This window comes from Pseudomonas sp. KK18 (genome assembly GCF_037094675.1).
In the GTDB taxonomy this organism is placed as follows: domain Bacteria; phylum Pseudomonadota; class Gammaproteobacteria; order Pseudomonadales; family Pseudomonadaceae; genus Aquipseudomonas.
Genome location: NZ_CP146605.1, coordinates 1,404,527 through 1,429,117 on the forward strand (window position 1 = coordinate 1,404,527; position 24,591 = coordinate 1,429,117).

Below are 24,591 nucleotides of genomic sequence, written 5' to 3' on the forward strand. Positions count from 1 at the left end.
GGTGCATGAGGCCCACCAACCCTACCAGAGGTCATCGGCACTCTTTCCGATCCATCGATAGCCGCTGACTCGAGGCAGCCCGGGAACCACTCGGGCTGCCTTGCCACTCAGAGGGGGCTTTTGACCCTAAATATCGAGGAGTGTGTATGATTTTTCCAGTACTGGTTTCACCACTGCACCTGTTGGGGGCTGTATTTGGAATAGGGCCGAATTTCGGTCGGTCCAATGGCAATGGCCAGCCCGAGATCAACATTAATATCAAAACCGAAAACAACACCACCAACAGCAGCAACAGCAATGCCGTGGGTAGTGATTTGCCTTGCAAGTGCCGCTATTAAAAAAAACGCCCTGAATAGTTCAGGGCGTTTTTAGTTGCCGGGTATGGTCTACAGCGCCCCGAACACCTTCTTGGCCAAGCTGGTGGCAGCCGCCGCCGGGTTCTTGCGAATGGTTTCTTCCTGCTGGGCGATCATCTTGAACAGCCCGTCCAGCGCCTGTTCGGTCACGTAGCTTTCGACATTGGCGCTCTTGGCATCAATGGCGCCAAAGGTGGCGGCCTTGCCGGCGAGCGCGTTGTACTGCTGGGCCACGCCGACCTTGTCGGTAGCGGCCTTGACGATCGGCAGGAACTTGGCCCGGATCTCGTCACGGCTGCTTTTGTTCAGGTACTGGGTGGCCGAGTCCTGGCCGCCGGTGAGGATGCCCTTGGCATCGGTCACGCTCATGTTTTTCACCGCGTTTACCAGGATCGGCTGGGCCTGGGTGACAGCAGACTCGGCCGCCTTGTTCATGCTGGTTTCAAGTTGCGTGACCTGGTCACCCATGCCGAACATTTTCAACTTGTCAGCGACTTTGCCCAACTTGCCCGGCAGGCCGATCTTCACTTCGGGGTTGTTGCTGAAACCACCGGGCACACCCAGTTGTTTCACGGCAATCTGTGCGCCTTGGGTCAGTGCATCCTTGAGGCCGCCGGTGGCGTCGCCCTGGGACAGGCTGCCGAGGGACAAGGCCATGGCGTTGGCACCGAGCAGCAAGCCGGCGCACAGGGCAGTGAGGCGAAGGGAGTTACGGAGCATGGGCGCTTCCTTATGTTCGATATTTTAATCAGTGTGCAACCGCATCCACGCGCAGGCGCAGCGGTTGTGGGTCCTGGCCGTTCAACTGCACGGAGTGCCGTTCGGTGGTGATAAACAGTAGCTTGCCCTCCAGTTCGATGCGAGCGCTCACCGAGTAACTGTGGCCAGGCTTGACCTGGGTCGGGTCGTAGCTCAGATGAAAGGGCAGTGGCACCTGGCCTTTCACCGGGCCTTTCTGCTCGGCCAGGGTCACGGCCGGGGCGTCCATCAAGGACACATCCTGCAGGGTCACACTCAAGGTGGCGGCGGGCGGGAGGGCGATGCGTTGCAAATAGAAGACTTCGCCATCGAGGCTGGCTTTGGGCGCGGGGCTCATGGTCTGGCAGGCTCCCAGCAGGGCGGTCAGGCCCAGGAGGATGATTTTTTTCATGGTGCAGCTCCTTGTCAACGGCGCCAGAAACACCCTGGCGCCTCGGTCACTCTAGTGTGTTTCTTCGGGTACCACAGGCTGGTCTGGCGCCTCTTCGCTGCGATGCAGTGCGACCTGGCGAATCGACAGGCGAATCTCCGCGGGCAATACGCGTTTGGCTGCACCTTCGGCCAGCTCACCCAGCAGCGGGTGATAGCTCAGTTTGCCGGCCTCGTCGCGACGCAGCACATCTTGCTCCAGCAGGGTCTGGATAAAATGTCGGAAAAGGCTCTTGTCGAAGAACTCCGGGGCATTCAGGCCGTGCAGGATCGACAGGCGCTGGGCCATGACCGTGCACAGGTCTTCCAGCTCTTCGGCGCTGATGCTGTTCTGGCCGCTGTTGAGCAGCAGCGAGATCGCCATGTAGAAGCGTTGCAGGGTCTGGGCGATGCTCTTGGACAGCAGGGTCAACAGCACAAACTGCCGTGAGCTCGGCGCCGGGCGCAGGTACACGTCGTTTTCAAAACGCAGCAGGCCTTGTTCGACGAAGGCGTCCAGCCACTGGTCGACCACAGCATCCAGTTCGTCCAGGGACCAGCGGATAAACAGCTCCGATTGCAGGTACGGGTAGAGCGCACGGGTATAGCGCAGGATCTGTTCGCGGCTCATCCGCGAGCTGCTCTGGAAGAAACTCGCCAGCAGCGCCGGCAGGGCGAAGATGTGTAGCACGTTGTTGCGGTAGTAGGTCATCAGGACGGCGTTCTGCTCGTCCAGGTAGAGGATCTTGCCCAGTGCATCGCTCTGTTCCGACAGCAGGTGCATGTCCTTGACGTGCTTGATCAGCGCCAGGCCGTCGCCTTCCGGCAGGGTGGTGTGGGGCGAGTAGGGCACCTTGCGCAGCAGTGCCAGGTACAGATCCAGCTGGCGCGCCATCGCCTGTTCGTCCAGCGCCAGGCGGGTGGTGGACAGCAGCGCGAGGGCCACCAGGTTCACCGGATTGATCGCCGCCGCTTCGTTCAAGTGTTGCGCCACCCGTTCGCCGAGGCGGTTGGTGGTTTCGTTGAGCCACGCCGGCTTGTAGTTCGGGCCCAGCTCCTGGGAGCGCCAGTCGGGCTGCTCGCTGTCGAGGAATTCAGCCAGCTTGATCGGTTCGCCGAAGTTCACGGCGACCTGGCCAAAGCGCTGCTTGAGGGCGCCGACCACTTTGAAAATATCGAATATCGACTCTTTCTTCTTGCTCGCACCGCGCAGTTCGCCCAGGTAAGTGCGGCCTTCCAGCACCCGCTCATAGCCGATGTACACCGGCACGAACACGATGGGCATGCGCGAGGAACGCAGGAAGCTGCGCAGGGTGATCGCCAGCATCCCGGTCTTCGGTTGCAGCATGCGCCCGGTGCGCGAGCGTCCGCCTTCGACGAAGTATTCCACCGGGAAACCCTTGGTGAACAAGGTGTGCAGGTATTCGTTGAACACCGAGGTGTACAGCGGGTTGCCCTTGAAAGTACGGCGCATGAAAAACGCCCCGCCACGGCGCAACAGGCTGCCGATCACCGGCATGTTCAGGTTGATCCCGGCGGCGATGTGCGGCGGGGTCAAGCCATTCTTGAACAGGAGATAGGAGAGCAGCAGGTAGTCGATATGGCTGCGATGGCACGGTACATAGATCACCTCGTAGCCCTGGGCGACCTTTTGCACACCTTCGATGTTGTTGACCTTGATGCCGTCGTAGATCTTGTTCCAGAACCAGCTCAGCACCACTTCGAGGAAACGGATGGCGGTGTAGGTGTAGTCCGAGGCGATCTCGTTGCCATAGCGCAGGGCCTGGGCCTTGGCTTTCTCGGGGGTGATTTTCTCGCGTTCGGCCTCGTCGAGGATCGCCTGGCGTACCAGTGGCATGTTCACCAGGCCCTTCACCAGGTTGCGCCGGTGGGACAGGTCGGGGCCGATCACTGCGGTTTTCAGGTTGCGAAAGTGCACCCGCAGGATGCGCTGGGCCATGCGCACGGTGCGTTCGTGGCCTTTATTGTGCTCGATCAACTCACGCAGGTTGATGGGCGCGGAGAATTGCACCCGGGTCTTGCGGCCCAGGATCAGGATGCTCAGCAGCCGGCGCAGGCGGCCGGTGACGGCCCAGCTGTCGGCGAACAGCAGTTTCCAGGGGCTGGACTCGCTGTCGGGCGACTGGCCCCAGAACACGCTGACTGGAATGATCTGTGCATTCTCTTCGGCGTGTTCGGTGAGCACATCCACCAGGCGGGTCAGGGTGGGTGGGGCGCCACGCTTGTCCTGGCGCCCCAGCCAGTCGGGGTCGGGCGTCAGGTAGAAGAAGGCTGCCGGCTCCATCAGCGGGCCGACCGACACCGGCAGCACCGGGCGCGGCAGGCCGGCCTTGGTACATTCGGTATCAACCACCGCCAATTCGGTGAGGGATGGAGATTGCAGGACGTAAAACACCGGACGACTGCGGTCGAGGTTCAAGGTAAGGGACGACTGGTTGATCGTCTCTGAGCGAACCCAGAGGTACAACAGCCGGCGCAAGGTGCCAAATACCAGACGGCGAAAGGGAGAACGGGTCATACGGCTTCTGCTTTGAGTGGGGAAAAAAACCGGGCAGGTGCTCGGGGCGCTAGTGTGCAGTATTAGCCGAAAATCGGCAAAAAAGCGGCGAAGTAATCTTGAGTTGAAGCTTTTTGAGCCTGTCTTATACTCGGCAGTTCAACTGCGACGACTCAACAATAAACGTACTTATAAAAAGCATGTGGGAGCAAAACAGATGGCAACGCGCGAAACCGGCAATGTGAAGTGGTTCAACGACGCCAAGGGCTATGGCTTTATCCAGCGGGAAGATGGCAAGGATGTGTTTGTGCACTACCGCGCCATTCGCGGTGAAGGGCATCGTTCATTGGCCGAAGGCCAGCAGGTGGAATACGCCGTGGTGACGGGCGAGAAGGGCTTGCAGGCTGAGGATGTGGTGGGCCTGTAACCTTGGCGTGATCGTTGATCGTTCCCACGCTCTGCGTGGGAATGCTTCTTTGGACGCTCCGCGTCTGCTTTTAATCGTGACGCGGAGCGTCACAGGTTGCATTCCCACGCAGAGCGTGGGAACGATCCCTCAGGTTGTTTTCCAGGTGATCTGCTCTTCACCGTCTGCGCTGATACGAATCCAGGTATCCGCGCTTTCTTCACCTTCTTCCTCTACCCAGCTGCCCGGCGCGCAACGCACTTCGACGTTCAGCGCGGCAAAGGCTGCGCGGGCGCAGGCGATGTCGTCTTCCCACGGGGTCTGGTCGCTTTCCAGGTACAGGCTGTTCCATTTGCCTACGGCTTTCGGCAGCCAGGTGACCGGTACGCTGCCGGCTTTGCACTTGTAGGTCTGGCCGCGCTGGACCCAGTCGGTGCACGGGCCCAGGGCGGCGCCCAACCAGGCGGCGATGGCCTTGTGGTCGACGTCGGCGTCCTTGAGGTAAATCTCGATATCAGGTTGGCGCATGGATGTTCCTCGTTGCGGGATTTTGAAAATCCATTCGCGGATTCGGTGTGGGCCCCGAGGCCCACAAAAATAATGGGTTATTGAAGCACGAAATAGTCGTAGCGCATCGACACAGTGACCAGCAGCGGTTCGGCGGCTTCGATCACCCGGGCCCGGCGTTCGGCACTCGCGCGCCAGCCGTGGGGCGTCATCGCCAGCAGGTTGGCGCGATCCTTGGGATCGGCCAGGCTGAGCTTGAACTCCAGGGTTTCGCTGTGTTGCAGGCTCATGCCCTGCGGCACCAGCGCCAGGTGCTTGTCGTCGGTGTACTCGCGCACTTCGTCGTACAAACGCTCACGCAGTTCCATCAGGTGGCCGCTGGTGGGGCCGACTTTCATCAAGCCACCGCCCGGGCTGAGCAGGCGCTTGGCCTCCAGCCAGTCCAGTGGGCTGAACACGCTGGCCAGGAACTGGCAACTGGCATCGGCCAACGGCACCCGGGCCATGCTGGCGATCAACCAGGTCACCGTGGGGTTGCGCTTGCAGGCGCGCTTGACCGCTTCCCTGGAAATATCCAGGGCATAACCATCGGCGCGCAGCAGGGCGTCGGCGATCTGTGCGGTGTAGTAACCCTCGCCACAGCCGATATCCAGCCAGCGCTGGGGTTTGCGTTCAGCGGCCAGTTCGGCCAGGCGCCTGGCCACCGGGGCGTAATGCCCGGCGTTGAGGAAGTCGCGGCGCGCTTCCACCATCGCCAGGTTGTCGCCTGGGTCACGGCTGTTCTTGTGCTGCACCGGCAACAGGTTCAGGTAACCCTGGCGCGCCCGGTCGAAACGGTGCCCGGCCGGGCAGGCTACGCCGTTGTCCACTTCATGGAGCGGTGCGCTGCAAATGGGGCAAGCGAGCATCAGGCGAGCAACTTGATCAGGGTCTGGTAGTAGATTTCGGTCAGCACATCGAGGTCGCTGGCGAGGATGCGCTCGTTGACCTGATGGATCGTCGCGTTGACCGGACCCAGCTCCACCACCTGAGTGCCGAGGGTCGCGATGAAGCGCCCATCGGAGGTGCCGCCGCTGGTGGACGCCTGGGTCTCGCGACCGGTGACGGCCTTGATGCTGGCGGAGACCGCATCGAGCAACGCGCCCGGTTCGGTGAGGAACGGCAGGCCCGACAGCGCCCACTCCACATGCCAGTCCAGGCCATGCTTGTCGAGAATCGCCGCGACCCGCTGCTGCAGGCCTTCGACGGTGGACTCGGTGGAGAAGCGGAAGTTGAACACCGCCGTCAGGTCGCCCGGGATCACGTTGGTGGCGCCGGTGCCGGAGTTGAGGTTGGAAATCTGGAAGCTGGTAGGCGGGAAGAAGGTGTTGCCATCGTCCCAGTGCTCGGCGGCCAGTTCGGCCAGGGCCGGAGCCGCCAGGTGGATCGGGTTCTTCGCCAGGTGCGGGTAGGCCACATGGCCTTGCACGCCGCGCACGGTCAGGGTGGCGCCGAGGGAGCCGCGACGGCCGTTCTTGACCACGTCGCCCACCAGGGTGGTGCTCGACGGTTCGCCGACGATGCACCAGTCCAGGCGCTCCTTGCGGGCTGCCAGGCGTTCGATCACGGCCTTGGTGCCGTGGTGCGCCGGGCCTTCTTCGTCACTCGTGATCAGGAATGCGACCGAACCCTTGTGGTCCGGGTAGTCGGTCACAAATCGCTCGGAAGCGACCAGCATCGCCGCCAGGCTGCCTTTCATGTCGGCTGCGCCACGGCCGCAGAGCATGCCGTTTTCATCGATCAGCGCGTCGAACGGGTCGTTCTGCCAGGCCTTGACCGGGCCGGTCGGCACCACGTCGGTGTGGCCGGCGAAGCACAATACCGGGCCTTCGTGTTTGCCGTGGGTGGCCCAGAAGTTATCCACATCCTCGATGCGCATCGGCTCAAGCGCAAAACCGGCGTCGCCCAGGCGCTGCATCATCAGCTTCTGGCAATCGGCGTCGACCGGCGTCACCGACGGGCGGCGGATCAGGTCGATAGCGAGTTGGAGGGTCGGCGAAAGGTCGGCGTGGGCCGTCATGTAAAAACTCCAGAAGCATGTCAGGGCGCAAGGCTTATGTGGGAGGGGGGCTTGTGTGGGAGCGGGCTTGCTTGCGAATACGGAGTGTCAGTCAACAATGTATGAACTGACCCGGCGCATTCGCGAGCAAGCCCGCTCCCACACAAAGCAATGGCCTGGGCCAAGTCTCACAAAATGGCCGTTATCTTATAGCAAAACGGCGGCCAGAGGCCGCCGTTTAGTGCATTGCGCAGGATTTTAAGCAGCGGCCACAGGCTCTTGCTTCGGTGCCGGTTTCGGCAGCGACGACAGGAACGCCATGATCAGCGCCGCCACATACGGCAGCGACTGCACCAGCAACATCACCACCCAGAAGCGCATGTCATTGCTCGGCAGGCCCTGCACCAGGTAAATCCCCAGTGCCGCACCCCACAACAGCAGCATGATGAACATCTCTTCCCGGGCTTCGGAGATCGCCACCCAGAAACCGTGGTTATCGGCGTTCTTCGGTGTACGGAAGAACGGAATGCTGGTGGTGAAGAACCCGTACAGCACCGCCTTGGCGATGGTGTGCGACAACGCCAGCCCGGCCAGTGCCGCGCAGAACGCATCTTTCAGGTTCACACCCACCGCACGACGGTAGAGGAAGATGATCTTGCCGACCTTGAACACGAACAACGCCAGTGGCGGGATCGCGAAAATCAGCAGCGGCGGGTCAACCCGCGTCGGCACGATAATCATCGCCGCCGACCACAACAAGGCGCCCACGGTGAAGAAGATGTTCATGCCGTCGGCCACCCACGGCAACCACCCCGCGAGGAAGTGGTAGCGCTGGCCACGGGTCAGCTCGGTGTCCTTGCCGCGCAAGAGGCTCGCAGTGTGACGCTTGATGATCTGGATCGCACCGTAGGCCCAGCGGAAACGCTGTTTCTTGAAGTCGATAAAGGTATCGGGCATCAGGCCCTTGCCGTAGCTGTCGTGGTAGTACGCCGCCGACAGGCCCTTCTCGAAGACCCGCAGGCCCAGCTCGGCATCCTCACAGATGCACCAGTCGGCCCAGCCCAGCTCTTCCAGCACCGAGCGGCGGGTCATGGTCATGGTGCCGTGCTGGATGATCGCGTCACGGTCGTTGCGGGTGACCATGCCGATATGGAAGAAGCCTTTGTATTCCGCGTAGCAGAGCTTCTTGAAGGTGCTTTCGTTCTGGTCACGATAATCCTGTGGCGACTGCACCACGGCGATTTTCGGGTCGGCGAAGTGCGGCACCATGTGCTTGAGCCAGTTTGGCGACACGCAGTAATCGGAGTCGATCACCGCGATCACTTCGGCATCCTTGGCGGTGTGCGGGATCAGGTAGTTCAGTGCGCCGCCCTTGAAACCGGCCAGGGGCGAGACGTGGAAGAACTTGAAGCGCGGGCCGAGGGTTTCGCAGTAGTCGCGCACCGGCTCCCACACGGCCGGGTCCTTGGTGTTGTTGTCGATGATCAGGACTTCGTAGTCCGGATAATCGAGGGCGGCCAGGGCGTCGAGGGTCTGTTTGACCATCTCCGGCGGCTCGTTGTAGCACGGCACGTGGATCGAGACTTTCGGGCGGTAGTCCGAATCCCCTTCAACCGGCAGGAATTCACGCCGGCGTTTGTGGGTCCAGACTGCTTCGGCCAGCTCATGGGCTTCGGTCAGCAACACGATAAATACGCCCAGGGCGCCGAGTGCCAGCAGGAAGCCCACCGTCAAGCTGAACCAGGTGCTGTATTGCTGGCTGTAGTCATAACCGATCCACACCAATACCGACCCGCACAGGAACGCGATAAAGGTCAGGAACGTACGGCCGCGCTGGCGCAGGGCCGAGCCGTCGATCATCAGCAGGGTCAGGGACAGCAGCGCAAGCACCACCGAGCCGATCGCCAGCACTCGCCATTGCGGAATCGCGACCACCGGGCCATCAAAGTTGAATTTCTGCTGGCGTGCGGCGTTGAACACGCCCCAATAGGCGCCTACAGAGCCTTCGTCGCTGGCTTTCCATGGCTGGTCAAACGCTTCGATCACGAAGTAGTTGTAGCCCTGGCGGTTCAGCGTGTTAACCAGCGTGCGCAGGTAAATCGCCTGGTCGGCGGGGGAGGCGTCAGCACCGCCACGCATCCGTCCGTTGCTCGGCCAGCCAACCTCCGACAGCAACAGCGGCTTTTTCGGGAAGGTCTTCTTCAGGTCCCGTGCGCGATCGAGGACGAACTGGCCGGCCTTGTCCACCGGGATATGTTCCCAGTACGGCAGGATGTGCGCGGCGATCAGGTCGACGTGCTTGGCCAGTTGCGGGTTGTGTTCCCAGATGTGCCATTGCTCGGAGGTGGTTACGGGCACCTTGACGGCGGCCCGTACCCGATCCAGCAGCACGATCAGCGCTTCCGGAGTGATTTCCTCGCGGAACAGCGCCTCGTTGCCCACCACTACCCGCACTACGCTGCGGGAGCTGTTGGCGATTTCGATGGCGCGCTGGATCTCGCGCTCGTTGCGCTCGAGGTCCGGACTGATCCAGATCCCCAGGGTCACCCGCAGGCCGAATTCTTCCGCCAGCTTGGGGATATCCCCCAGGGTGCCGTCGACCGAGTAGGTACGGATGTTGTCCGTCAGCTTGCTCATGATCGCAAGGTCCTGACGCATTTGATCGTCGGTCGGATACTGGTCTTTCTGTGGGTACTGGCCTTGCTGGAACGGCGAGTACGAAAAACCGGAGATCTGCTCGGGCCAGTTAGGGGCATTGACCGGGCGGTTGATCAGCGCCCAGAAGCCGGTGAACAGCGCGGCAATTGCCAGCACCACCACCAGGTTGAGTCCAAATTTACGCGATGACATGGCTATTTCGGGTTCCAAAGGGTGTGGAACGAAAAGAGGTGTCGGCCTGCGCCGAACGGCGCGCATCCTACACTGGCCTTTCACCGACCGTACAGCAAGCCGGGAAAAACCGGACATTGGGCAGTGCAACTCGTCGTAAGTTCTCTTACTTGTAGCTTGTAGTTTAAAACTTGTCGCTGTGTAGCCCTATAATGCGCGCCGGTTTTTGGGGTAATGGTCATGAGTACAGAAGATCCACGGTTTGCCGGCGTCGCCCGCTTGTATGGCATTGAAGGCCTGGAGCGCCTGAAGGCGGCCCATGTGGCCATCGTCGGCGTGGGCGGGGTGGGTTCGTGGGCGGCGGAAGCCATCGCTCGCTGCGGCGTGGGCGAGATTTCGCTGTTTGACCTCGATGATGTATGCGTCAGCAACAGCAACCGCCAGCTGCATGCGCTGGACAGCACGGTGGGCAAGGCCAAGGTCGAGGTCATGGCCGAGCGCCTGAAAGGCATCAACCCGGATTGCACCGTGCACGCGGTGGCGGACTTCGTGACCCGCGAGACGATGGCCGAGTACATCACGCCCAATATCGATTGCGTGATCGACTGCATCGACAGTGTGAACGCCAAGGCCGCACTGATTGCCTGGTGCAAGCGGCGCAAGATCCAGATCATCACCACCGGCGGCGCGGGCGGGCAGATTGATCCGACGTTGATTCAGGTGTGTGACTTGAACCGTACGTTCAATGACCCGCTGGCGTCGAAGGTGCGCTCCACGTTGCGTCGCGATTATGGCTTCTCCCGCACTGTGACCCGCCATTACAGCGTGCCCTGCGTGTTCTCCACCGAACAGCTGCGTTACCCGAAGCCGGACGGCAGCATCTGTTTGCAGAAGAGTTTTGTCGGGGATGGCGTGAAGCTGGACTGCGCCGGCGGGTTTGGCGCGGTGATGATGGTGACTGCGACCTTCGGCATGGTGGCCGCGACCAAGGCGGTGGACAAGATAGTGGCCGGGGTGCGCCGGCCTGCTGACAGGGTCAAGGCCCCTTAGATCTCAGTCTGGAATGAAGATCAAAATGTGGGAGCGGGCTTGCTCGCGAAGGCGGAGTGTCAGTCACCAGACAGGTCGACTGATACACCGCTTTCGCGAGCAAGCCCGCTCCCACATTTAGTTTTGTATAAGGCTCAACTCCCGCATGCGCTGCAACACCGCATTCAACCCATTGCTGCGCGACGGCGATAACTGCCGCGACAGGCCCAGTTGCTCAAACCAGCCGGGCAAGTCGACGGCTTGCAGTTCGGCGGCAGACACACCGTTGACCCGCGCCAGCAACAACGCCACCAGCCCGCGTATCAGCCGTGCATCGCTGCTGGCGGCAAACTGCCAATGCCCATCCTGCAAGCGCCCCACCAGCCACACCAGGCTTTCACAGCCCTGCACCAGGTTGACGTCTACCTTGTCTTCGTCCGGCAAGGCGGGCAGCCGCTCGCCCCATTGCATCAGCAGGCGGGCTCGTTGCTCCCAACTGCCGACTGCCTGGAACGCTTCCAGCGCGACAACGGCCTCAGTCGGCAAGCTCATCGCAACATATCCAGGGCTTGATCCAGCGCTTCAAAAAAGCGCTCCAGGTCATCGGAGTCGTTGTACAGCGCCAATGACACCCGAATCGCCCCCGACAATCCCATCTGCTTGAGCAGCGGCATCGCACAATGATGGCCGGCGCGCACCGCAATCCCTTGTTCGGTCAGCAAGTGGGCGAGGTCGGCGTTGTGCACGCCTTCCACCACGAAGCTGGCCAGGGCGACGTGCGGCGACCCCAGCAAGCGCACGCCATTGCGCGCTTGCAAGCCACGCAACAGGTAGTCGTGCAGGGCGGCTTCGTGAGCCGTCACCGCCTGCTGGTCCAGGGAACTCAGGTAATCCAGGGTTGCCCCCAGGCCGATCACGCTGGCGATCGGCGGAGTCCCGGCTTCGAAACCGAGGGGCGCCGGGCGGAAACTGGCGCTTTGATAATCAGCCTGCTGCACCATCTCGCCCCCAAACTGCCAGTGGCGCAGGTGATGCAGGGCTTCGGTGCGGCCATACAGCACGCCGACGCCGTCCGGCCCATAGAGTTTATGGCTGGAAAACACGTAGAAGTCGCAGCCCAGGGCCTGCATATCATGGCGACCATGCACGATGCCCTGGGCGCCATCGACCACCGTCAGTGCATCGTGGGCCTTGGCCAGCGCCAGCAGTTGCGGCAACGGCTGCCAGGCGCCAAGTACGTTGGACAGTTGGCTCACCGCCAGCAGGCGGGTGCGCGGGCCGATCAGTTGGGCGGCGGCTTGCAGGTCGATCAAGCCGCCAGCGTCAAGCGGCAGTACCACCAGCGCCAGCTCGCGACGCTTGGCCAGTTGCTGCCACGGCAGCAGGTTGGCGTGGTGCTCCAGGGCGCTGATGACAATCTCGTCGCCCGGGTTGAATAGGTGCTCAAGGCCATAAGCCAGGAGGTTCAGCGCCGATGTCGCGCCGTGGGTGAAGATGATTTGCCCCTCGTCACCGACGTTCAGCCACTGTGCCACCTTGCTGCGACTGTCCTCGAAAGCCTGGGTCGCATGGGCGCCCGGCAAATGCTGGGCACGGTGCACATTGGCTGCGCCATTGGCGTAGTAATGGCTGATGGCGTCCAGCAGGGCTTGAGGTTTTTGCGTGGTGGCGGCGTTGTCCAGATAGGTCTGGTCTTGCCGTTGCAGGGTGGCGATGGCCGGAAAATCGGCGCGCCAGGGAGAGGGCACAAGCATGGTGATCAAGACTCGTATAAACGGCCCGCACCGGTCAGGCGCGGGCCGTTAGTGGCATCGAGTCGCTGCTTAGTTGTGAGCGTGCAGCGCTGCGTTCAGTTCGATGGCCGATTTGTGGGTTTTGCACTCCACGGCACCGGTCTCGGAGTTGCGGCGGAACAGCAGGTCCGGTTGGCCGGCCAGCTCGCGGGCCTTGACCACCTTGACCAGCTGGTTCTGCTCGTCCAGCAGCGCAACCTTGGTGCCGGCGGTCACGTACAGGCCCGACTCCACGGTGTTGCGGTCGCCCAACGGGATACCGATACCGGCGTTGGCGCCGATCAGGCAGCCTTCGCCGACCTTGATCACGATGTTGCCGCCACCCGACAGGGTGCCCATGGTGGAGCAACCGCCGCCCAGGTCCGAACCCTTGCCGACGAACACGCCAGCCGACACGCGGCCTTCGATCATGCCCGGGCCTTCGGTACCGGCGTTGAAGTTGACGAAACCTTCGTGCATCACGGTGGTGCCTTCGCCTACGTAGGCGCCCAGGCGGATCCGCGCGGCATCAGCGATACGCACGCCGCTCGGCACCACGTAGTCGGTCATCTTCGGGAACTTGTCCACCGAGAACACTTCCAGCAGGTCGCCACGCAGGCGCGCTTCCAGTTGACGCTCGGCCAGCTCATTGATGTCGATTGCGCCCTGGCTGGTCCAGGCCACGTTCGGCAACTGCGGGAACACACCGGCCAGGCTCAGGCCGTGAGGCTTGACCAGGCGATGGGACAGCAGGTGCAGCTTGAGGTAGGCCTCAGGCGTGGAGGTCAGTGCGGCGTCTTCGGCCAGCAGGGTGGCGACCAGCGGCGTGTGGCTTTCAGCCAGGCGGCTCAACAGGGCGGCTTGGGCAGCGTCGACGCCCTTGAGCGCGTCAGCCAGTTGCAGGGCCTGGGTGACGGTGAAAGTGATCGCCTGGTTGCCTTCGGTGTAACCGAGGATCGGCGCGATGGCCGCGATGATTTCAGCCGATGGATTGAGCAGCGGTTGTGCGTAAAACACTTCCAGCCAAGCACCTTGGCGGTTCTGAGTGCCGACGCCGAAGCCCAGGCTGAACAGGGAATTGGACATGCTGTTACCTCTACAAAAATGGAGTGGGCTGGCCTACTTGAGGGCCGCCGAATAGCTATCTGGCTTGAAGCCAATCAGGGTTTTGTCACCGAGATCAAGCACCGGGCGCTTGATCATCGAGGGTTGCGCGAGCATCAATTCAATGGCTTTCGCTTGGTCGAGATCGGCTTTGCGTTCGTCTTCGAGTTTGCGAAAGGTGGTGCCCGCACGGTTCAAAACCACCTGCCAACCGTGCTCATTGCACCATTGGGTCAAGTGTTCGCGGTCGATACCGGCCGTCTTGTAGTCATGAAACTCATACTGGATAGCGTGCTCATCGAGCCAGGTGCGCGCCTTTTTCATGGTGTCGCAGGCTTTGATGCCGAAAAGGTGCAACGTTTTGCTTGAAACGGTCAAGGAATTGCCCCCCTTTGGGCTCACGCAGATTAAAGGTCACGGATTATGCCATGGCCAGCGGCTTTCGGCGCCGCTCGTCACACTTACGTTTTGCTCGTGTGCGACTTTTGTGCAAAGGCCATCGCGCAGCATAGGCGGCTAATATGGCACTTCAACGGCGAGTTGTTGCCTGATGTGTGTTGTTGCAAGTTGATTGTCTGGGAATCCCGCGTTATGCAAACCGCCTACACCGTACTTATCCTGCTGATGCTGGTCAGCGTTTCGCGCCTTGTCGGGCGTGTGATCCCACTGCCGTTACCACTCGTGCAGATCGCCGCCGGTGCGTTGCTGGCCTGGCCGACCCTGGGGCTGCATGTCGCCCTGGACCCTGAGTTGTTTCTTTTCCTGTTTCTGCCGCCGCTGCTGTTCTCTGATGGCTGGCGCATGCCCAAGCGTGAATTGTGGCGCCTGCGCGGGCCGATCCTGACGCTGGCGGTGGGGTTGGTGCTGTTTACGGTGGTGGGGGCCGGTTACTTCATTCACTGGTTGTTGCCGAGTATTCCCCTGCCGGTGGCCTTCGCCCTGGCGGCCGTGTTGTCGCCGACGGATGCCGTGGCGGTGTCGGCCATTTCCCAGAATCGGTTGCCGACGCCACTGATGCACATGCTCCAGGGCGAGGCGTTGATGAATGATGCCTCGGGCCTGGTGACCTTCAAGTTCGCCCTGGCGGCGGCGCTGACCGGCGTGTTCTCGCTGGCGGATGCGAGCCTCACCTTTGTGCTGGTGGCCGTGGGTGGGCTGGCGGTCGGTGTGGCGTTGAGCTGGCTGGTCGGCCGCCTGCGTGCCTGGATGATCGCCCGGGGCTGGGACGACCCGGCGACGCACGTGGTGTTCATGTTGTTGCTGCCATTCGCCGCCTACGTGCTGGCGGAACGCCTTGGCGCCTCGGGCATCCTGTCGGCGGTGGCTGCGGGCATGATGCAAAGCTGGCTCGACCTGCTGCCGCGCCAGACCAGCACCCGTTTGCTCAATCGCAGCGTCTGGTCGCTGCTGGAGTTTGCGTTCAACGGCTTGATCTTCCTGCTGCTGGGCCTGCAACTGCCGGACATCATCAAGGCCGTGGTCAGCCATGAGCCGACGCTGTGGCCGACCTTGTTGTATCGCTGCCTGGACGTGATCGCGATTTTCCTGGTGCTGGTGGTGTTGCGGTTTATCTGGGTGCAAAGCATCTGGCGACTGTCGGGTTTATTGCGCCGGATTCGTGGGAAAAGTGAGCTGACGCTGGTGCCCACCGCGCGGTCCTGCTGGTTGCTGACCGTCGGTGGCGTACGCGGTGCCGTGACCCTGGCGGGTGTGATGTCGGTACCGTTACTGCTTGCGCCGGGGCAGGATTTTCCCGAGCGCGACCTGCTGATCTTCATCGCCGCCGGTGTGATCCTGCTGTCGTTGGTCGCGGCCTGCATCGCTTTGCCGCTGCTGTTGCGCGGCATCGAGAAGAGCCCGGATGAGAAACGCCACAATGAAGTGCGCGAGGCCTGGAAGAAGACCGCCGTGGCTGCTATCCATGCCCTGGAAGCCGAAGAACCCGCTGAAGCTGCACCCCAGGATGCCGCTCAGGCAGCCTTGGCCACCGAGCTCAAGGCGCGGTTGATGTCGGAGTATCGTCATCAACTGGAAGTGTTCAACGATTCGGCCGAAGCCCAGGCGCTGGCGTTGCAGATGGATCAACTGGAGCGCAAGTTGCGGCTCAAGGCCCTGCGGGCGCAGCGTCTGGAACTGTATAGCCTGAGCCGTCACCATCAGATTGGTGATGATGTGCTACGGGAGGTGTTGGCGGATCTGGATATGAGCGAGGCGAATCTGGGTCATATCAAATAACACCGCGGTGCTTGCTTGTGGCGAGGGAGCTTGCTCCCGCTGGGCTGGGTAGCGGCCCCAAAAAAGCGGGAGCGCTGCGCACTCCAGCGGGAGCAAGCTCCCTCGCCACAGCAAGCCCCCTCGCCACATTCAGCGCAGTTATTTATTGCGGGTAATAAAGTCGCGAATCCGCGTCGCCGCTTCCACGCACTCCGCCAGCGGCGCGACCAGCGCCAGGCGCACACGCCCGGCGCCCGGGTTGACCCCGTTCACTTCCCGCGACAGGTACGAGCCCGGTACCACGGTCACGTGTTCTTCCACGAACAAGTCCCGGCAGAACGCCGCATCGTCGCCCTTCACATTCGGCCACAGGTAGAAGCCGCCGTCCGGGTTTTGCACGTCCAGCACCGGCTTCAGGATCGCCAGCACCGCATCGAACTTTTCCCGGTACAGGTCACGGTTGGCCTGCACGTGGGCTTCGTCCTGCCAGGCAGCAATGCTCGCCAGTTGGGTTTGCACCGGCATCGCGCAACCGTGGTAGGTGCGGTACAGCAGGAAGCCCTTGAGGATATCGGCATCGCCGGCCACAAAGCCCGAACGCAGGCCCGGCAGGTTGGAGCGCTTGGACAGGCTGTGGAACACCACGCAACGCTTGAAGTCCTGGCGGCCCAGTTCCACGCAGGCGCTGAGCAGGCCTGGCGGCGGGGTTTGTTCGTCGAAGTACAGCTCGCTGTAGCACTCGTCGGCGGCGATCACGAAGTCGTATTCGTCGGCCAGGGCGATCAGCTTTTTCAGGGTGGCGACGGGAATCAGTGCACCGGTGGGGTTGCCTGGCGAGCACAGGAACAGGATCTGGCAGCGTTTCCAGATGTCCGGCGATACGGCGTCGAAATCCGGGTTGAAGCCGTTTTCATCCAGGCACGGCAGGTAATGCGGCTTGGCCCCGGCGAGGAACGCAGCCCCTTCGTAGATCTGGTAGAACGGGTTCGGGCTGACCACCAGCGCGTCGTCGCCGCGGTTGACTACGGTCTGGGTGAAGGCGAACAGCGCTTCACGGGTGCCGTTCACCGGCAGGATGTTGCGTGCCGGGTCAAGCCAGCCCTTGGGCACGCTGAAACGGCGTTCACACCAGGCGCCAATGGCTTCGCGCAGGGCGGGAATGCCCAGGGTGGTGGGGTACACCGCCATCTGGTCCAGGTTGTTGGCCAGCGCCTCGGCGACAAACTGCGGGGATTTGTGCTTCGGCTCACCGATGGACAGGGCGATGGGGCGTTTGTCCGGGTTCGGCGTGACGCTGCCCAGCAGGACGCGCAATTTCTCGAACGGGTAGGGCTGCAGCTGGTTCAGGGCGTTGTTCATCGATAAATCTCGTTCAATTCATTGGAAGCTGAAAATGGGCGGTCGGTCAGATGCTCAAGCGTGACATCTCGACGCCGGTCTCCTGATTGACGCTCAACTGCTGGACGATGGCTTCCTGCAAGCGTCGGCACAGTTCAGGGTCGGAAAGCGGCTGGTTGTCGGCATCGGTGATGAAGAACACGTCTTCCACCCGCTCGCCCAGGGTCGCAATCTTGGCGTTCTGCAACGACAGGTCGAACTCCAGGAATATCGTGCCGATCCGTGCCAGCAGGCCCGGGCGGTCCGGCGCGCTGAGTTCCAGCACCGTCACCGGGCGCTGGGCGTCGTTGTGGATGGTCACCTCGGGGGCAAAAGCAAAGTGCTTGAGCTGGCGCGGCACCCGACGCTGGATGATGGTCGGGTAGTCGTCAGGATTGCGCAGCGCGTCGGTCAGGCCTTTGCGGATCTTTTTCACCCGCTCCGGGTTGTCGCCGATGGACTCGCCTTCCGTATCGAGCACGATGTAGGTGTCGAGGGTGAACTGGCTGCTGGAGGTGATGACCCGGGCGTCGTGAATGTTCAGGTTGAGCTGGTCCATCGCGGCCACGGTCACGGCGAAGAAGTCGTGCTGGTCGGGTGCGTAGATGAAGATCTGGGTGCCACCCTCGAACTCGCGCTGGGTGGTTTCCTTGATCAGCACCAGCGGCCCGCCATCGGCCGGCTGCTGCAGAATCGCGTCGCTGTGCCAGGCCACGTCGCCAGCGGTGTGGCGCAGGAAGTAGTCGTCCCCCAGTTGCGACCAGAGTTGCTCGACGTCGTCCGGGTCGTTGCCGCCACGCACCAGAATATCCAGGGCCGCGCTTTGGGTGCGGCGGATCTGTTCTTCGCGGTCCACCGGGTTCTCGAGGCCGCGACGCAGCGCGCGCTTGGTCTCGGTGTAGAGCTGGCGCAACAGGCTGGCGCGCCAGGAGTTCCACAGCGTCGGGTTGGTGGCGTTGATGTCGGACACGGTGAGCACGTACAGGTAGTCGAGGCGGGTTTCATCGCCGACGGCCTGGGCAAAATCGTGGATCACCTGCGGGTCGGACAAGTCCTTGCGCTGGGCGGTGGTGGACATCACCAGGTGGTTCTGCACCAGCCACACGATCAGGCGGCTGTCCCACAGCGGCAACTGGTGACGCTGGCAGAACGCTTCGGCGTCCACTGCGCCAATTTCCGAGTGATCACCATGCCGGCCCTTGCCGATGTCGTGGTACAGGCCGGCGAGGTAGATCAATTCCGGCTTGGGCAGACGCGCCATGAGCTTGCTGGCCAGCGGGAATTTCTCTGACACCTGGGTGTACTGCAACTTACGCAGGTGCTTGATCAGGTTCAGGGTGTGGGCGTCCACCGTGTAGATGTGGAACAGGTCGTGCTGCATCTGCCCGACGATAAAACCGAACTCCGGCAGGTAGCGCCCCAGGATCCCGTAGCGGTTCATGCGCCGCAGGTTGCGGTGGATGCCGATCTTGCACTTGAACAGCTCGATAAACAGGCTGGTATTGCGGATGTCGTGGCGGAAATCGTCGTCGATCAGGTGACGGTTTTCCCGCAGCAGGCGAATGGTGTCGGCGCGTACGCCCTTGATTTCCGGCTGCTGGGCCATCAACACGAAGATTTCCAGCATGGCGAACGGCGTGCGTTTGAACACGTTGTCGTTGCGTGCCTCGATATAGCCATCGTGGAGCTGGAAGCGCGCGTTGATCGGCTGCGGCGGTGCTTCGTCTTCCGGGGCCAGGATCACTTCTTCGAAGTGCTGGATGATCAGGTCGCTGAGCTGGGCAATGCTCATCACCACGCGGTAGTACTGCTGCATGAAACTTTCGATGCTGGTCTTCGCGTCTTCGCCTTCAAACCCCAGCAGGGTGGCGATGGAGCGCTGGTGGTCGAACAGCAGGCGGTCTTCGGAGCGCCCGGCCAGCATGTGCAGCGCGTAGCGCACTTTCCAGAGGAATTCCTGGGAGGAGGCCAGCAGGGCGTTTTCGCTCTCCACCAGGAAGCCTTCCCCGGCCAGGGCGCGCAGGTTCAGGGTGCCGTACTGGCGACGGGCGACCCACAAAATCGTCTGGATGTCCCGCAGCCCGCCCGGGGAGCCTTTGACGTTGGGTTCCAGGTTGTATTCGGTGTCGTTGTACTTGTGGTGCCGGGCTTTCTGCTCGGCACGCTTGGCCAGGAAGAAGTCCTTGCTCGGCCACATGTGCGCGGTGCTGGTGACTTCCAGCATGCGCTGGCGCAGGCGCTCGGGGCCGGCGATGGTGCGGCTTTCCATCAGGTTGGTGATCACCGTCAGGTCGGCGCGGGCTTCCTGGGCACACTCGTCCACCGAGCGTACGCTTTGGCCGACTTCCAGGCCGATGTCCCACAACAGCGTCAGAAAACGCTCGATGGAGTCGCGAAAGATCTCGTGATCGGCGCTGTCCAGCAAGATCAGCAGGTCGATGTCGGAGTAGGGGTGCAGTTCGCCACGGCCGTAGCCGCCGACCGCCACCAGGGCGATATCGGCGTCTTCACTCCAGCTGAACTGTTCCCAGGCCTTTTGCAGGATGTTGTCGACGAACCAGGCGCGGTCCTCGATCAGCCGGCGGATATCGCGGCCGGTACGAAAGCGCCCGTCGAGCACCTCGCGGGCCTGACGAATGGCCTTCTTGAAGGCGGCGATGGGGCTGGCCTTCAGTGCCAGTTCCGCCTGGAACTGGCCACGGTCGAAGAGTTCGGGATCCACCTGGGGCATCGATCGGTTTTCCTTTCTATCTATGGGTCACAGCGTCGCTATTAGAAAACCGGTGCAAACATTACGCCGAAACGCGGGGAATCGTGTCGTCGGCACGCAGGGTGAAGATCTCGTAGCCGGTGTCGGTCACCAGCAGGGTGTGTTCCCACTGCGCCGAGAGCTTGCGGTCCTTGGTGATGGCGGTCCAGCCGTCGCCCAGCACCTTGGTGTCGGCCTTGCCCTGGTTGATCATCGGCTCGATGGTGAAGGTCATGCCTGCCTTGAGTTCCATGCCGGTGCCGGCGCGGCCGTAGTGCAGGATCTGTGGCTCTTCGTGGAACACCTTGCCGATGCCGTGGCCGCAGAACTCGCGCACCACCGAGAAGCCGTTCTTTTCAGCGTGCTTCTGGATGATTTCACCGATGTCGCCCAGGCGGCAGCCAGGCTTGACGATCTCGATGGCCTTGTACATGCATTCCTGGGTGACTTGCGACAGGCGCTCGGCCCAGACCGGCACGGTGCCGACGTGGAACATGCGGCTGGTGTCGCCGTGGTAGCCGTCCTTGATGACGGTGACGTCGATGTTCAGGGTGTCGCCGTCCTTCAGCGGCTTGTCGCCGGGAATCCCGTGGCACACCACGTGGTTGATCGAGGTGCAGATCGACTTGGGGAAACCCTTGTAGTTCAGCGGCGCAGGGATGGCCTTTTGCACGTCGACGATATAGTCGTGGCAAATGCGGTCCAGCGCTTCGGTGGTGACGCCGGGCTTGACGTGTTCGGCAATCATTTCCAGGACGTCGGCAGCCAGTTTGCCGGCAACACGCATGCCAGCGATATCTTCGGCGGTTTTGAGGGTTACGGTCATACAGGCTCTCTCTAGCGCGACGCGCTGAAATCAATACGGTTTACGGGTGTGCGACAAAAGGTTGCAGAATTCGCACAAGCCCAAAAAACGCGATTCTAGCAGACGCAAGGGTGAAACCATGAGCGTCTGGCGATCGCTTCTGTCTATAAGGATGGGGGCATTCTGGCTCTATTCAAAGGCTTAGGCAAAAGCGACTGACGGCAAATGTGATTGCGGGTTTCGTTTTTGCAAGCTCTGTGGTATAAAATGCGCCGCTTTCCGGGGATACCCCGCAAAGCTTAAATCCACACACGTGTCGACACGATGACCTGGGTGCCGGAGGCGAATGCCGCTGGTTGGTCATTGGGATACGTGGAGGCCAAACCCGACTTATTAAGGAACTATCATGTCCCAAGTCAACATGCGCGATATGCTGAAGGCCGGTGTGCACTTCGGTCACCAGACCCGTTACTGGAACCCGAAAATGGGTAAATACATTTTCGGCGCGCGTAACAAGATCCACATCATCAACCTTGAAAAAACCCTGCCAATGTTCAACGAAGCTCTGACTTTCGTAGAGCGCCTGGCCCAGGGCAAAAACAAGATTCTGTTCGTCGGCACCAAGCGTTCCGCTGGCAAGATCGTTGCTGAAGAAGCAGCACGTTGCGGTTCGCCGTACGTCGATCACCGCTGGTTGGGCGGCATGCTGACCAACTTCAAAACCATCCGTGCTTCCATCAAGCGTCTGCGTGACCTTGAAGTGCAAGCCGAAGACGGTACTTTCGCCAAGCTGACCAAGAAAGAGGCGCTGATGCGCACTCGCGACCTGGAAAAGCTCGATCGTTCCCTGGGTGGTATCAAGGACATGGGCGGTCTGCCTGACGCACTGTTCGTTATCGACGTTGATCACGAGCGCATCGCGATCACCGAAGCCAACAAGCTGGGCATCCCGGTTATCGGCGTAGTCGATACCAACAGCAGCCCGGAAGGCGTTGACTACATCATCCCAGGCAACGATGACGCAATCCGCGCTATCCAGCTGTACATGGGTTCGATGGCTGACGCTGTAATCCGTGGTCGCAACCACGTTGCTGGCGGTACCGAGCAGTTCGTTGAAGAAGCTCCGGTAGCTGCAGCTGAGTAACTGACGCCTTGGCGTTGACTCAGTAAGCAAAAAGGGGGCTTGGCCCCCTTTTTGCCACCTCGAAAACCATTTGTCGGCAGCGCAGCTACAACATTTGTAACGTGCAGCGGCCTACAAGGGTGGTTCGGGAAGAATTGATCGCCCGTTCAATCGGGTGGAATGGTTGAAAACCTATCCAAGAGGATTTTGAAAATGGCAGAGATTACTGCAGCGTTGGTTAAAGAACTGCGTGAGCGTACCGGCGAAGGCATGATGGATTGCAAAAAGGCCTTGACCAAGGCCGGCGGCGACATCGAAAAAGCCATTGATGACATGCGTGCTTCGGGCGCCATCAAGGCTGCCAAGAAAGCAGGCAACGTCGCTGCTGAAGGCGCCATCGCAATCAAGGAAGACGGCAAATCGGCCGTTATCCTGGAAGTTAACTCGCAGACCGACTTCCTGGCCCTGCAAGACGACTTCAAGAACTTCGTCGCTGCCAGCGTTGAAAAAGCATTCGCTGACAAGCTGACAGACGCCGCTCCGCTGATCGAAGCTCAAGAAGCTGATCGTCTGGTTCTGGTGGGTAAAGTGGGCGAGAACGTTAACATTCGTCGCCTGACCCGCGTTGAAGGTGACGTTGTGGGTGCTTACCTGCACGGCAACAAGATCGGTGTTGTGGTTGCCCTGAAAGGCGGCAACGTTGAACTGGCCAAAGACATCGCTATGCACGTAGCGGCCAGCAACCCTGAATTCCTGCTGCCATCGGAAGTTTCTGCTGAAGCCATCGAACGCGAGAAAGCCGTGTTCCTGCAGCTGAACGAAGAGAAAATCAAAGGCAAGCCTGAAAACATCGTTGAAAACATGGTCAAGGGCCGTATCAGCAAGTTCCTGGCTGAGGCTTCCCTGGTTGAGCAGGCGTTCGTCAAGAACCCTGAAATCAAGGTTGGCGAACTGGCCAAGAAAGCCGGTGCTGAAATCGTTTCCTTCACCTACTACAAAGTAGGCGACGGCATCGAGAAGCCGGTCGACAACTTCGCTGAAGAAGTTGCTGCCCAGCTGGCTGCCACCAAGAAGTAAGACAGTTTTTAACTGTCGCCCAAAAGAGGCTGCCCGCTTACGCGCGCAGCCTCTTTTCAAATGGGGTGATCGATTTTTATTGGTTTCCCTTTGGAACTGGCTTACAAAGCCGTGTTCCGATGGCGCTGTGACAGCGTCAAGCTAGAGTGAACGCAGGCCGTAAACGGCTTGCCAAGAATTTTCAAAAAATACGCCGCAGGAGAGATTCGCAATGGCTCAGCAGGGCAGTGGTCATCAGGCTCGCTATAAACGCATTCTACTCAAGCTTAGCGGCGAGGCCCTGATGGGCTCGGAAGAGTTTGGGATCGATCCCAAAGTACTCGATCGCATGGCGCTGGAAGTCGGCCAGTTGGTCGGTATCGGTGTCCAGGTCGGTCTGGTGATTGGCGGCGGCAACCTGTTCCGTGGCGCGGCACTCAGCGCTGCCGGCATGGATCGGGTGACAGGCGACCACATGGGCATGCTGGCCACTGTGATGAACGCCCTGGCCATGCGTGATGCGCTGGAGCGCGCCAATATCACCGCGATCGTGATGTCGGCTATTTCCATGGTTGGCGTAACGGATCACTATGATCGTCGCAAGGCCATGCGTCACCTGGATGCCAAGGAAGTCGTGATTTTTGCGGCCGGTACCGGCAACCCATTCTTTACCACCGATTCGGCAGCTTGCCTGCGTGGTATCGAGATCAACGCGGACGTGGTGCTCAAGGCCACCAAGGTTGACGGTGTCTACACTGCAGACCCATTCAAAGACCCGCATGCCGAGAAGTTCGATCATCTGACTTATGATGAAGTACTGGATCGCAAGCTGGGCGTGATGGACCTGACGGCAATTTGCTTGTGCCGCGACCACAAGATGCCGCTGCGCGTATTTAACATGAACAAGCCCGGCGCCCTGCTGAACATCGTACACGGCGGCGCGGAAGGGACTCTGATCGAGGAAATCGAACAATGATCAACGAAATCAAAAAAGACGCTCAAGAGCGCATGCAAAAATCCCTGGAATCCCTGAACCATGCGTTTGGCCAGATTCGTACCGGCAAGGCCCACCCAAGCATCCTGGGCAGCGTGATGGTGCCTTACTACGGCGCTGATACCTCGATCACCCAAGTGGCCAACATCACTGTAAAAGATTCGCGCACCCTGCAAGTCGTTGCTTTCGAGCGCAACATGCTCGGCGCCGTCGACAAGGCCATCCAGAGCGCCGGTTTGAACCTCAATCCGACCAACCTGGGCGAATTGCTGCTGATCTCCATGCCTGCCCTGACCGAAGAAACCCGCAAGGGCTTCACCAAGCAGGCGCGCAGTGCAGCGGAAGACGCACGTGTTGCCGTGCGCAACATCCGTCGTGATGCCTTGGGTGACCTGAAGAAGCTGGTCAAGGACAAGGAAATCAGCGAAGACGAAGAGCGCCGTGCCGTTGCTGATATCGACAAGCTGACTAAAGATGCCGAGGCCCAGATCACCAAGGCCACGGAAGATAAAGAAAAGGACCTGATGGCCGTATAAGGGGTCAGGAC

At 60.9% G+C, this 24,591-nt stretch carries 22 protein-coding genes; 8 read left to right on the top strand and 14 right to left on the bottom strand.

Features of this window, described 5'->3' with window-relative positions; genetic code table 11:
- Positions 1-146 precede the first annotated feature (146 nt).
- Positions 147-338, top strand: coding sequence for a hypothetical protein (locus tag V6607_RS06160; RefSeq protein WP_008430499.1), 192 nt, complete (start codon positions 147-149; stop codon positions 336-338).
- A 48-nt stretch (positions 339-386) separates the two neighbouring features.
- On the opposite strand, the gene V6607_RS06165 is transcribed toward V6607_RS06160, so the two are convergent.
- From V6607_RS06165 to plsB, 3 genes are read right to left on the bottom strand one after another with little or no spacing between them, the layout of a single operon-like run.
- Positions 387-1,076, bottom strand: coding sequence for a DUF4197 domain-containing protein (locus V6607_RS06165; RefSeq protein ID WP_003219356.1), 690 nt, complete (start codon positions 1,074-1,076; stop codon positions 387-389).
- A 28-nt stretch (positions 1,077-1,104) separates the two neighbouring features.
- The gene (locus tag V6607_RS06170; protein WP_003219355.1) at positions 1,105-1,506 is read right to left on the bottom strand and encodes a YbaY family lipoprotein; all 402 of its coding nucleotides are present in this window, start codon (positions 1,504-1,506) and stop codon (positions 1,105-1,107) included.
- 51 nt (positions 1,507-1,557) lie between these two features.
- On the bottom strand, positions 1,558-4,062 hold the full coding sequence (plsB, locus tag V6607_RS06175; RefSeq protein WP_003219354.1) for a glycerol-3-phosphate 1-O-acyltransferase PlsB: 2,505 nt from the start codon (positions 4,060-4,062) through the stop codon (positions 1,558-1,560).
- Between the two features lie 196 nt (positions 4,063-4,258).
- Between plsB and V6607_RS06180 the strand changes: the two genes are divergently transcribed.
- Positions 4,259-4,468: a cold-shock protein gene (locus V6607_RS06180; protein ID WP_003219353.1), complete on the top strand. Its 210-nt coding sequence runs from the start codon at positions 4,259-4,261 to the stop codon at positions 4,466-4,468.
- Positions 4,469-4,597: 129 nt separating this feature from the next.
- Here the strand turns inward: V6607_RS06180 and V6607_RS06185 are convergent, their stop codons facing one another.
- The 4 genes from V6607_RS06185 to V6607_RS06200 all read right to left on the bottom strand — a co-directional run bounded on the left by V6607_RS06185 (position 4,598) and on the right by V6607_RS06200 (position 9,842).
- Positions 4,598-4,975 carry a hypothetical protein gene (locus tag V6607_RS06185; RefSeq protein ID WP_008430491.1) on the bottom strand — a complete coding sequence of 126 codons (378 nt, stop codon included), beginning with the start codon at positions 4,973-4,975 and terminating at the stop codon, positions 4,598-4,600.
- A gap of 77 nt (positions 4,976-5,052) precedes the next feature.
- Entirely contained in the window at positions 5,053-5,862 is an 810-nt protein-coding gene (locus tag V6607_RS06190) for a putative RNA methyltransferase (RefSeq protein WP_003219351.1), read from the bottom strand.
- The gene (dapE, locus tag V6607_RS06195) at positions 5,862-7,013 is read right to left on the bottom strand and encodes a succinyl-diaminopimelate desuccinylase (protein WP_008430488.1); all 1,152 of its coding nucleotides are present in this window, start codon (positions 7,011-7,013) and stop codon (positions 5,862-5,864) included. Before dapE ends, V6607_RS06190 begins: the two co-directional genes overlap by 1 nt.
- Positions 7,014-7,250: 237 nt before the next feature.
- Positions 7,251-9,842, bottom strand: coding sequence for a glycosyltransferase (locus V6607_RS06200; RefSeq protein WP_003219347.1), 2,592 nt, complete (start codon positions 9,840-9,842; stop codon positions 7,251-7,253).
- Between the two features lie 219 nt (positions 9,843-10,061).
- Here V6607_RS06200 and tcdA point away from each other — a divergent pair, with 219 nt between their 5' ends.
- Complete coding sequence (gene tcdA, locus V6607_RS06205) at positions 10,062-10,871, top strand: tRNA cyclic N6-threonylcarbamoyladenosine(37) synthase TcdA (RefSeq protein WP_003219345.1); 810 nt, start codon at positions 10,062-10,064, stop codon at positions 10,869-10,871.
- A gap of 117 nt (positions 10,872-10,988) precedes the next feature.
- Here tcdA and V6607_RS06210 read toward each other — a convergent pair whose 3' ends face one another.
- The 4 genes from V6607_RS06210 to V6607_RS06225 form a co-directional block, all read right to left on the bottom strand.
- Positions 10,989-11,402 carry a SufE family protein gene (locus V6607_RS06210; protein ID WP_003219344.1) on the bottom strand — a complete coding sequence of 138 codons (414 nt, stop codon included), beginning with the start codon at positions 11,400-11,402 and terminating at the stop codon, positions 10,989-10,991.
- Positions 11,399-12,604, bottom strand: coding sequence for a cysteine desulfurase (locus V6607_RS06215; protein WP_008432246.1), 1,206 nt, complete (start codon positions 12,602-12,604; stop codon positions 11,399-11,401). The genes V6607_RS06210 and V6607_RS06215 overlap by 4 nt, the downstream gene beginning before the upstream one ends.
- 69 nt (positions 12,605-12,673) lie before the next feature.
- Complete coding sequence (dapD, locus tag V6607_RS06220) at positions 12,674-13,708, bottom strand: 2,3,4,5-tetrahydropyridine-2,6-dicarboxylate N-succinyltransferase (RefSeq protein WP_003219342.1); 1,035 nt, start codon at positions 13,706-13,708, stop codon at positions 12,674-12,676.
- 33 nt (positions 13,709-13,741) lie between these two features.
- Complete coding sequence (locus tag V6607_RS06225) at positions 13,742-14,104, bottom strand: ArsC family reductase (RefSeq protein WP_134325828.1); 363 nt, start codon at positions 14,102-14,104, stop codon at positions 13,742-13,744.
- Positions 14,105-14,317: 213 nt separating this feature from the next.
- Here V6607_RS06225 and V6607_RS06230 point away from each other — a divergent pair, with 213 nt between their 5' ends.
- A complete protein-coding gene (locus tag V6607_RS06230) occupies positions 14,318-15,961 on the top strand; it encodes a Na+/H+ antiporter (protein WP_003219338.1) in 1,644 nt (547 codons plus the stop codon).
- 138 nt (positions 15,962-16,099) lie between these two features.
- Here V6607_RS06230 and dapC read toward each other — a convergent pair whose 3' ends face one another.
- The 3 genes from dapC to map all read right to left on the bottom strand — a co-directional run bounded on the left by dapC (position 16,100) and on the right by map (position 20,892).
- A complete protein-coding gene (gene dapC / locus V6607_RS06235) occupies positions 16,100-17,299 on the bottom strand; it encodes a succinyldiaminopimelate transaminase (RefSeq protein WP_134325829.1) in 1,200 nt (399 codons plus the stop codon).
- Between the two features lie 46 nt (positions 17,300-17,345).
- A complete protein-coding gene (locus V6607_RS06240; RefSeq protein ID WP_003219334.1) occupies positions 17,346-20,048 on the bottom strand; it encodes a [protein-PII] uridylyltransferase in 2,703 nt (900 codons plus the stop codon).
- A 61-nt stretch (positions 20,049-20,109) separates the two neighbouring features.
- Complete coding sequence (map, locus tag V6607_RS06245; protein ID WP_003219332.1) at positions 20,110-20,892, bottom strand: type I methionyl aminopeptidase; 783 nt, start codon at positions 20,890-20,892, stop codon at positions 20,110-20,112.
- 385 nt (positions 20,893-21,277) lie between these two features.
- On the opposite strand from map, the gene rpsB reads away from it, so the two are divergent.
- From rpsB to frr, 4 genes are all read left to right on the top strand, one after another.
- Positions 21,278-22,015 carry a 30S ribosomal protein S2 gene (gene rpsB, locus V6607_RS06250; protein ID WP_003219330.1) on the top strand — a complete coding sequence of 246 codons (738 nt, stop codon included), beginning with the start codon at positions 21,278-21,280 and terminating at the stop codon, positions 22,013-22,015.
- Positions 22,016-22,207: 192 nt separating this feature from the next.
- The gene (gene tsf / locus V6607_RS06255) at positions 22,208-23,071 is read left to right on the top strand and encodes a translation elongation factor Ts (protein WP_008432237.1); all 864 of its coding nucleotides are present in this window, start codon (positions 22,208-22,210) and stop codon (positions 23,069-23,071) included.
- Positions 23,072-23,282: 211 nt separating this feature from the next.
- A complete protein-coding gene (pyrH, locus tag V6607_RS06260) occupies positions 23,283-24,026 on the top strand; it encodes a UMP kinase (protein WP_003219327.1) in 744 nt (247 codons plus the stop codon).
- A complete protein-coding gene (frr, locus tag V6607_RS06265; RefSeq protein WP_003219325.1) occupies positions 24,023-24,580 on the top strand; it encodes a ribosome recycling factor in 558 nt (185 codons plus the stop codon). The genes pyrH and frr overlap by 4 nt, the downstream gene beginning before the upstream one ends.
- Positions 24,581-24,591 lie beyond the last annotated feature (11 nt).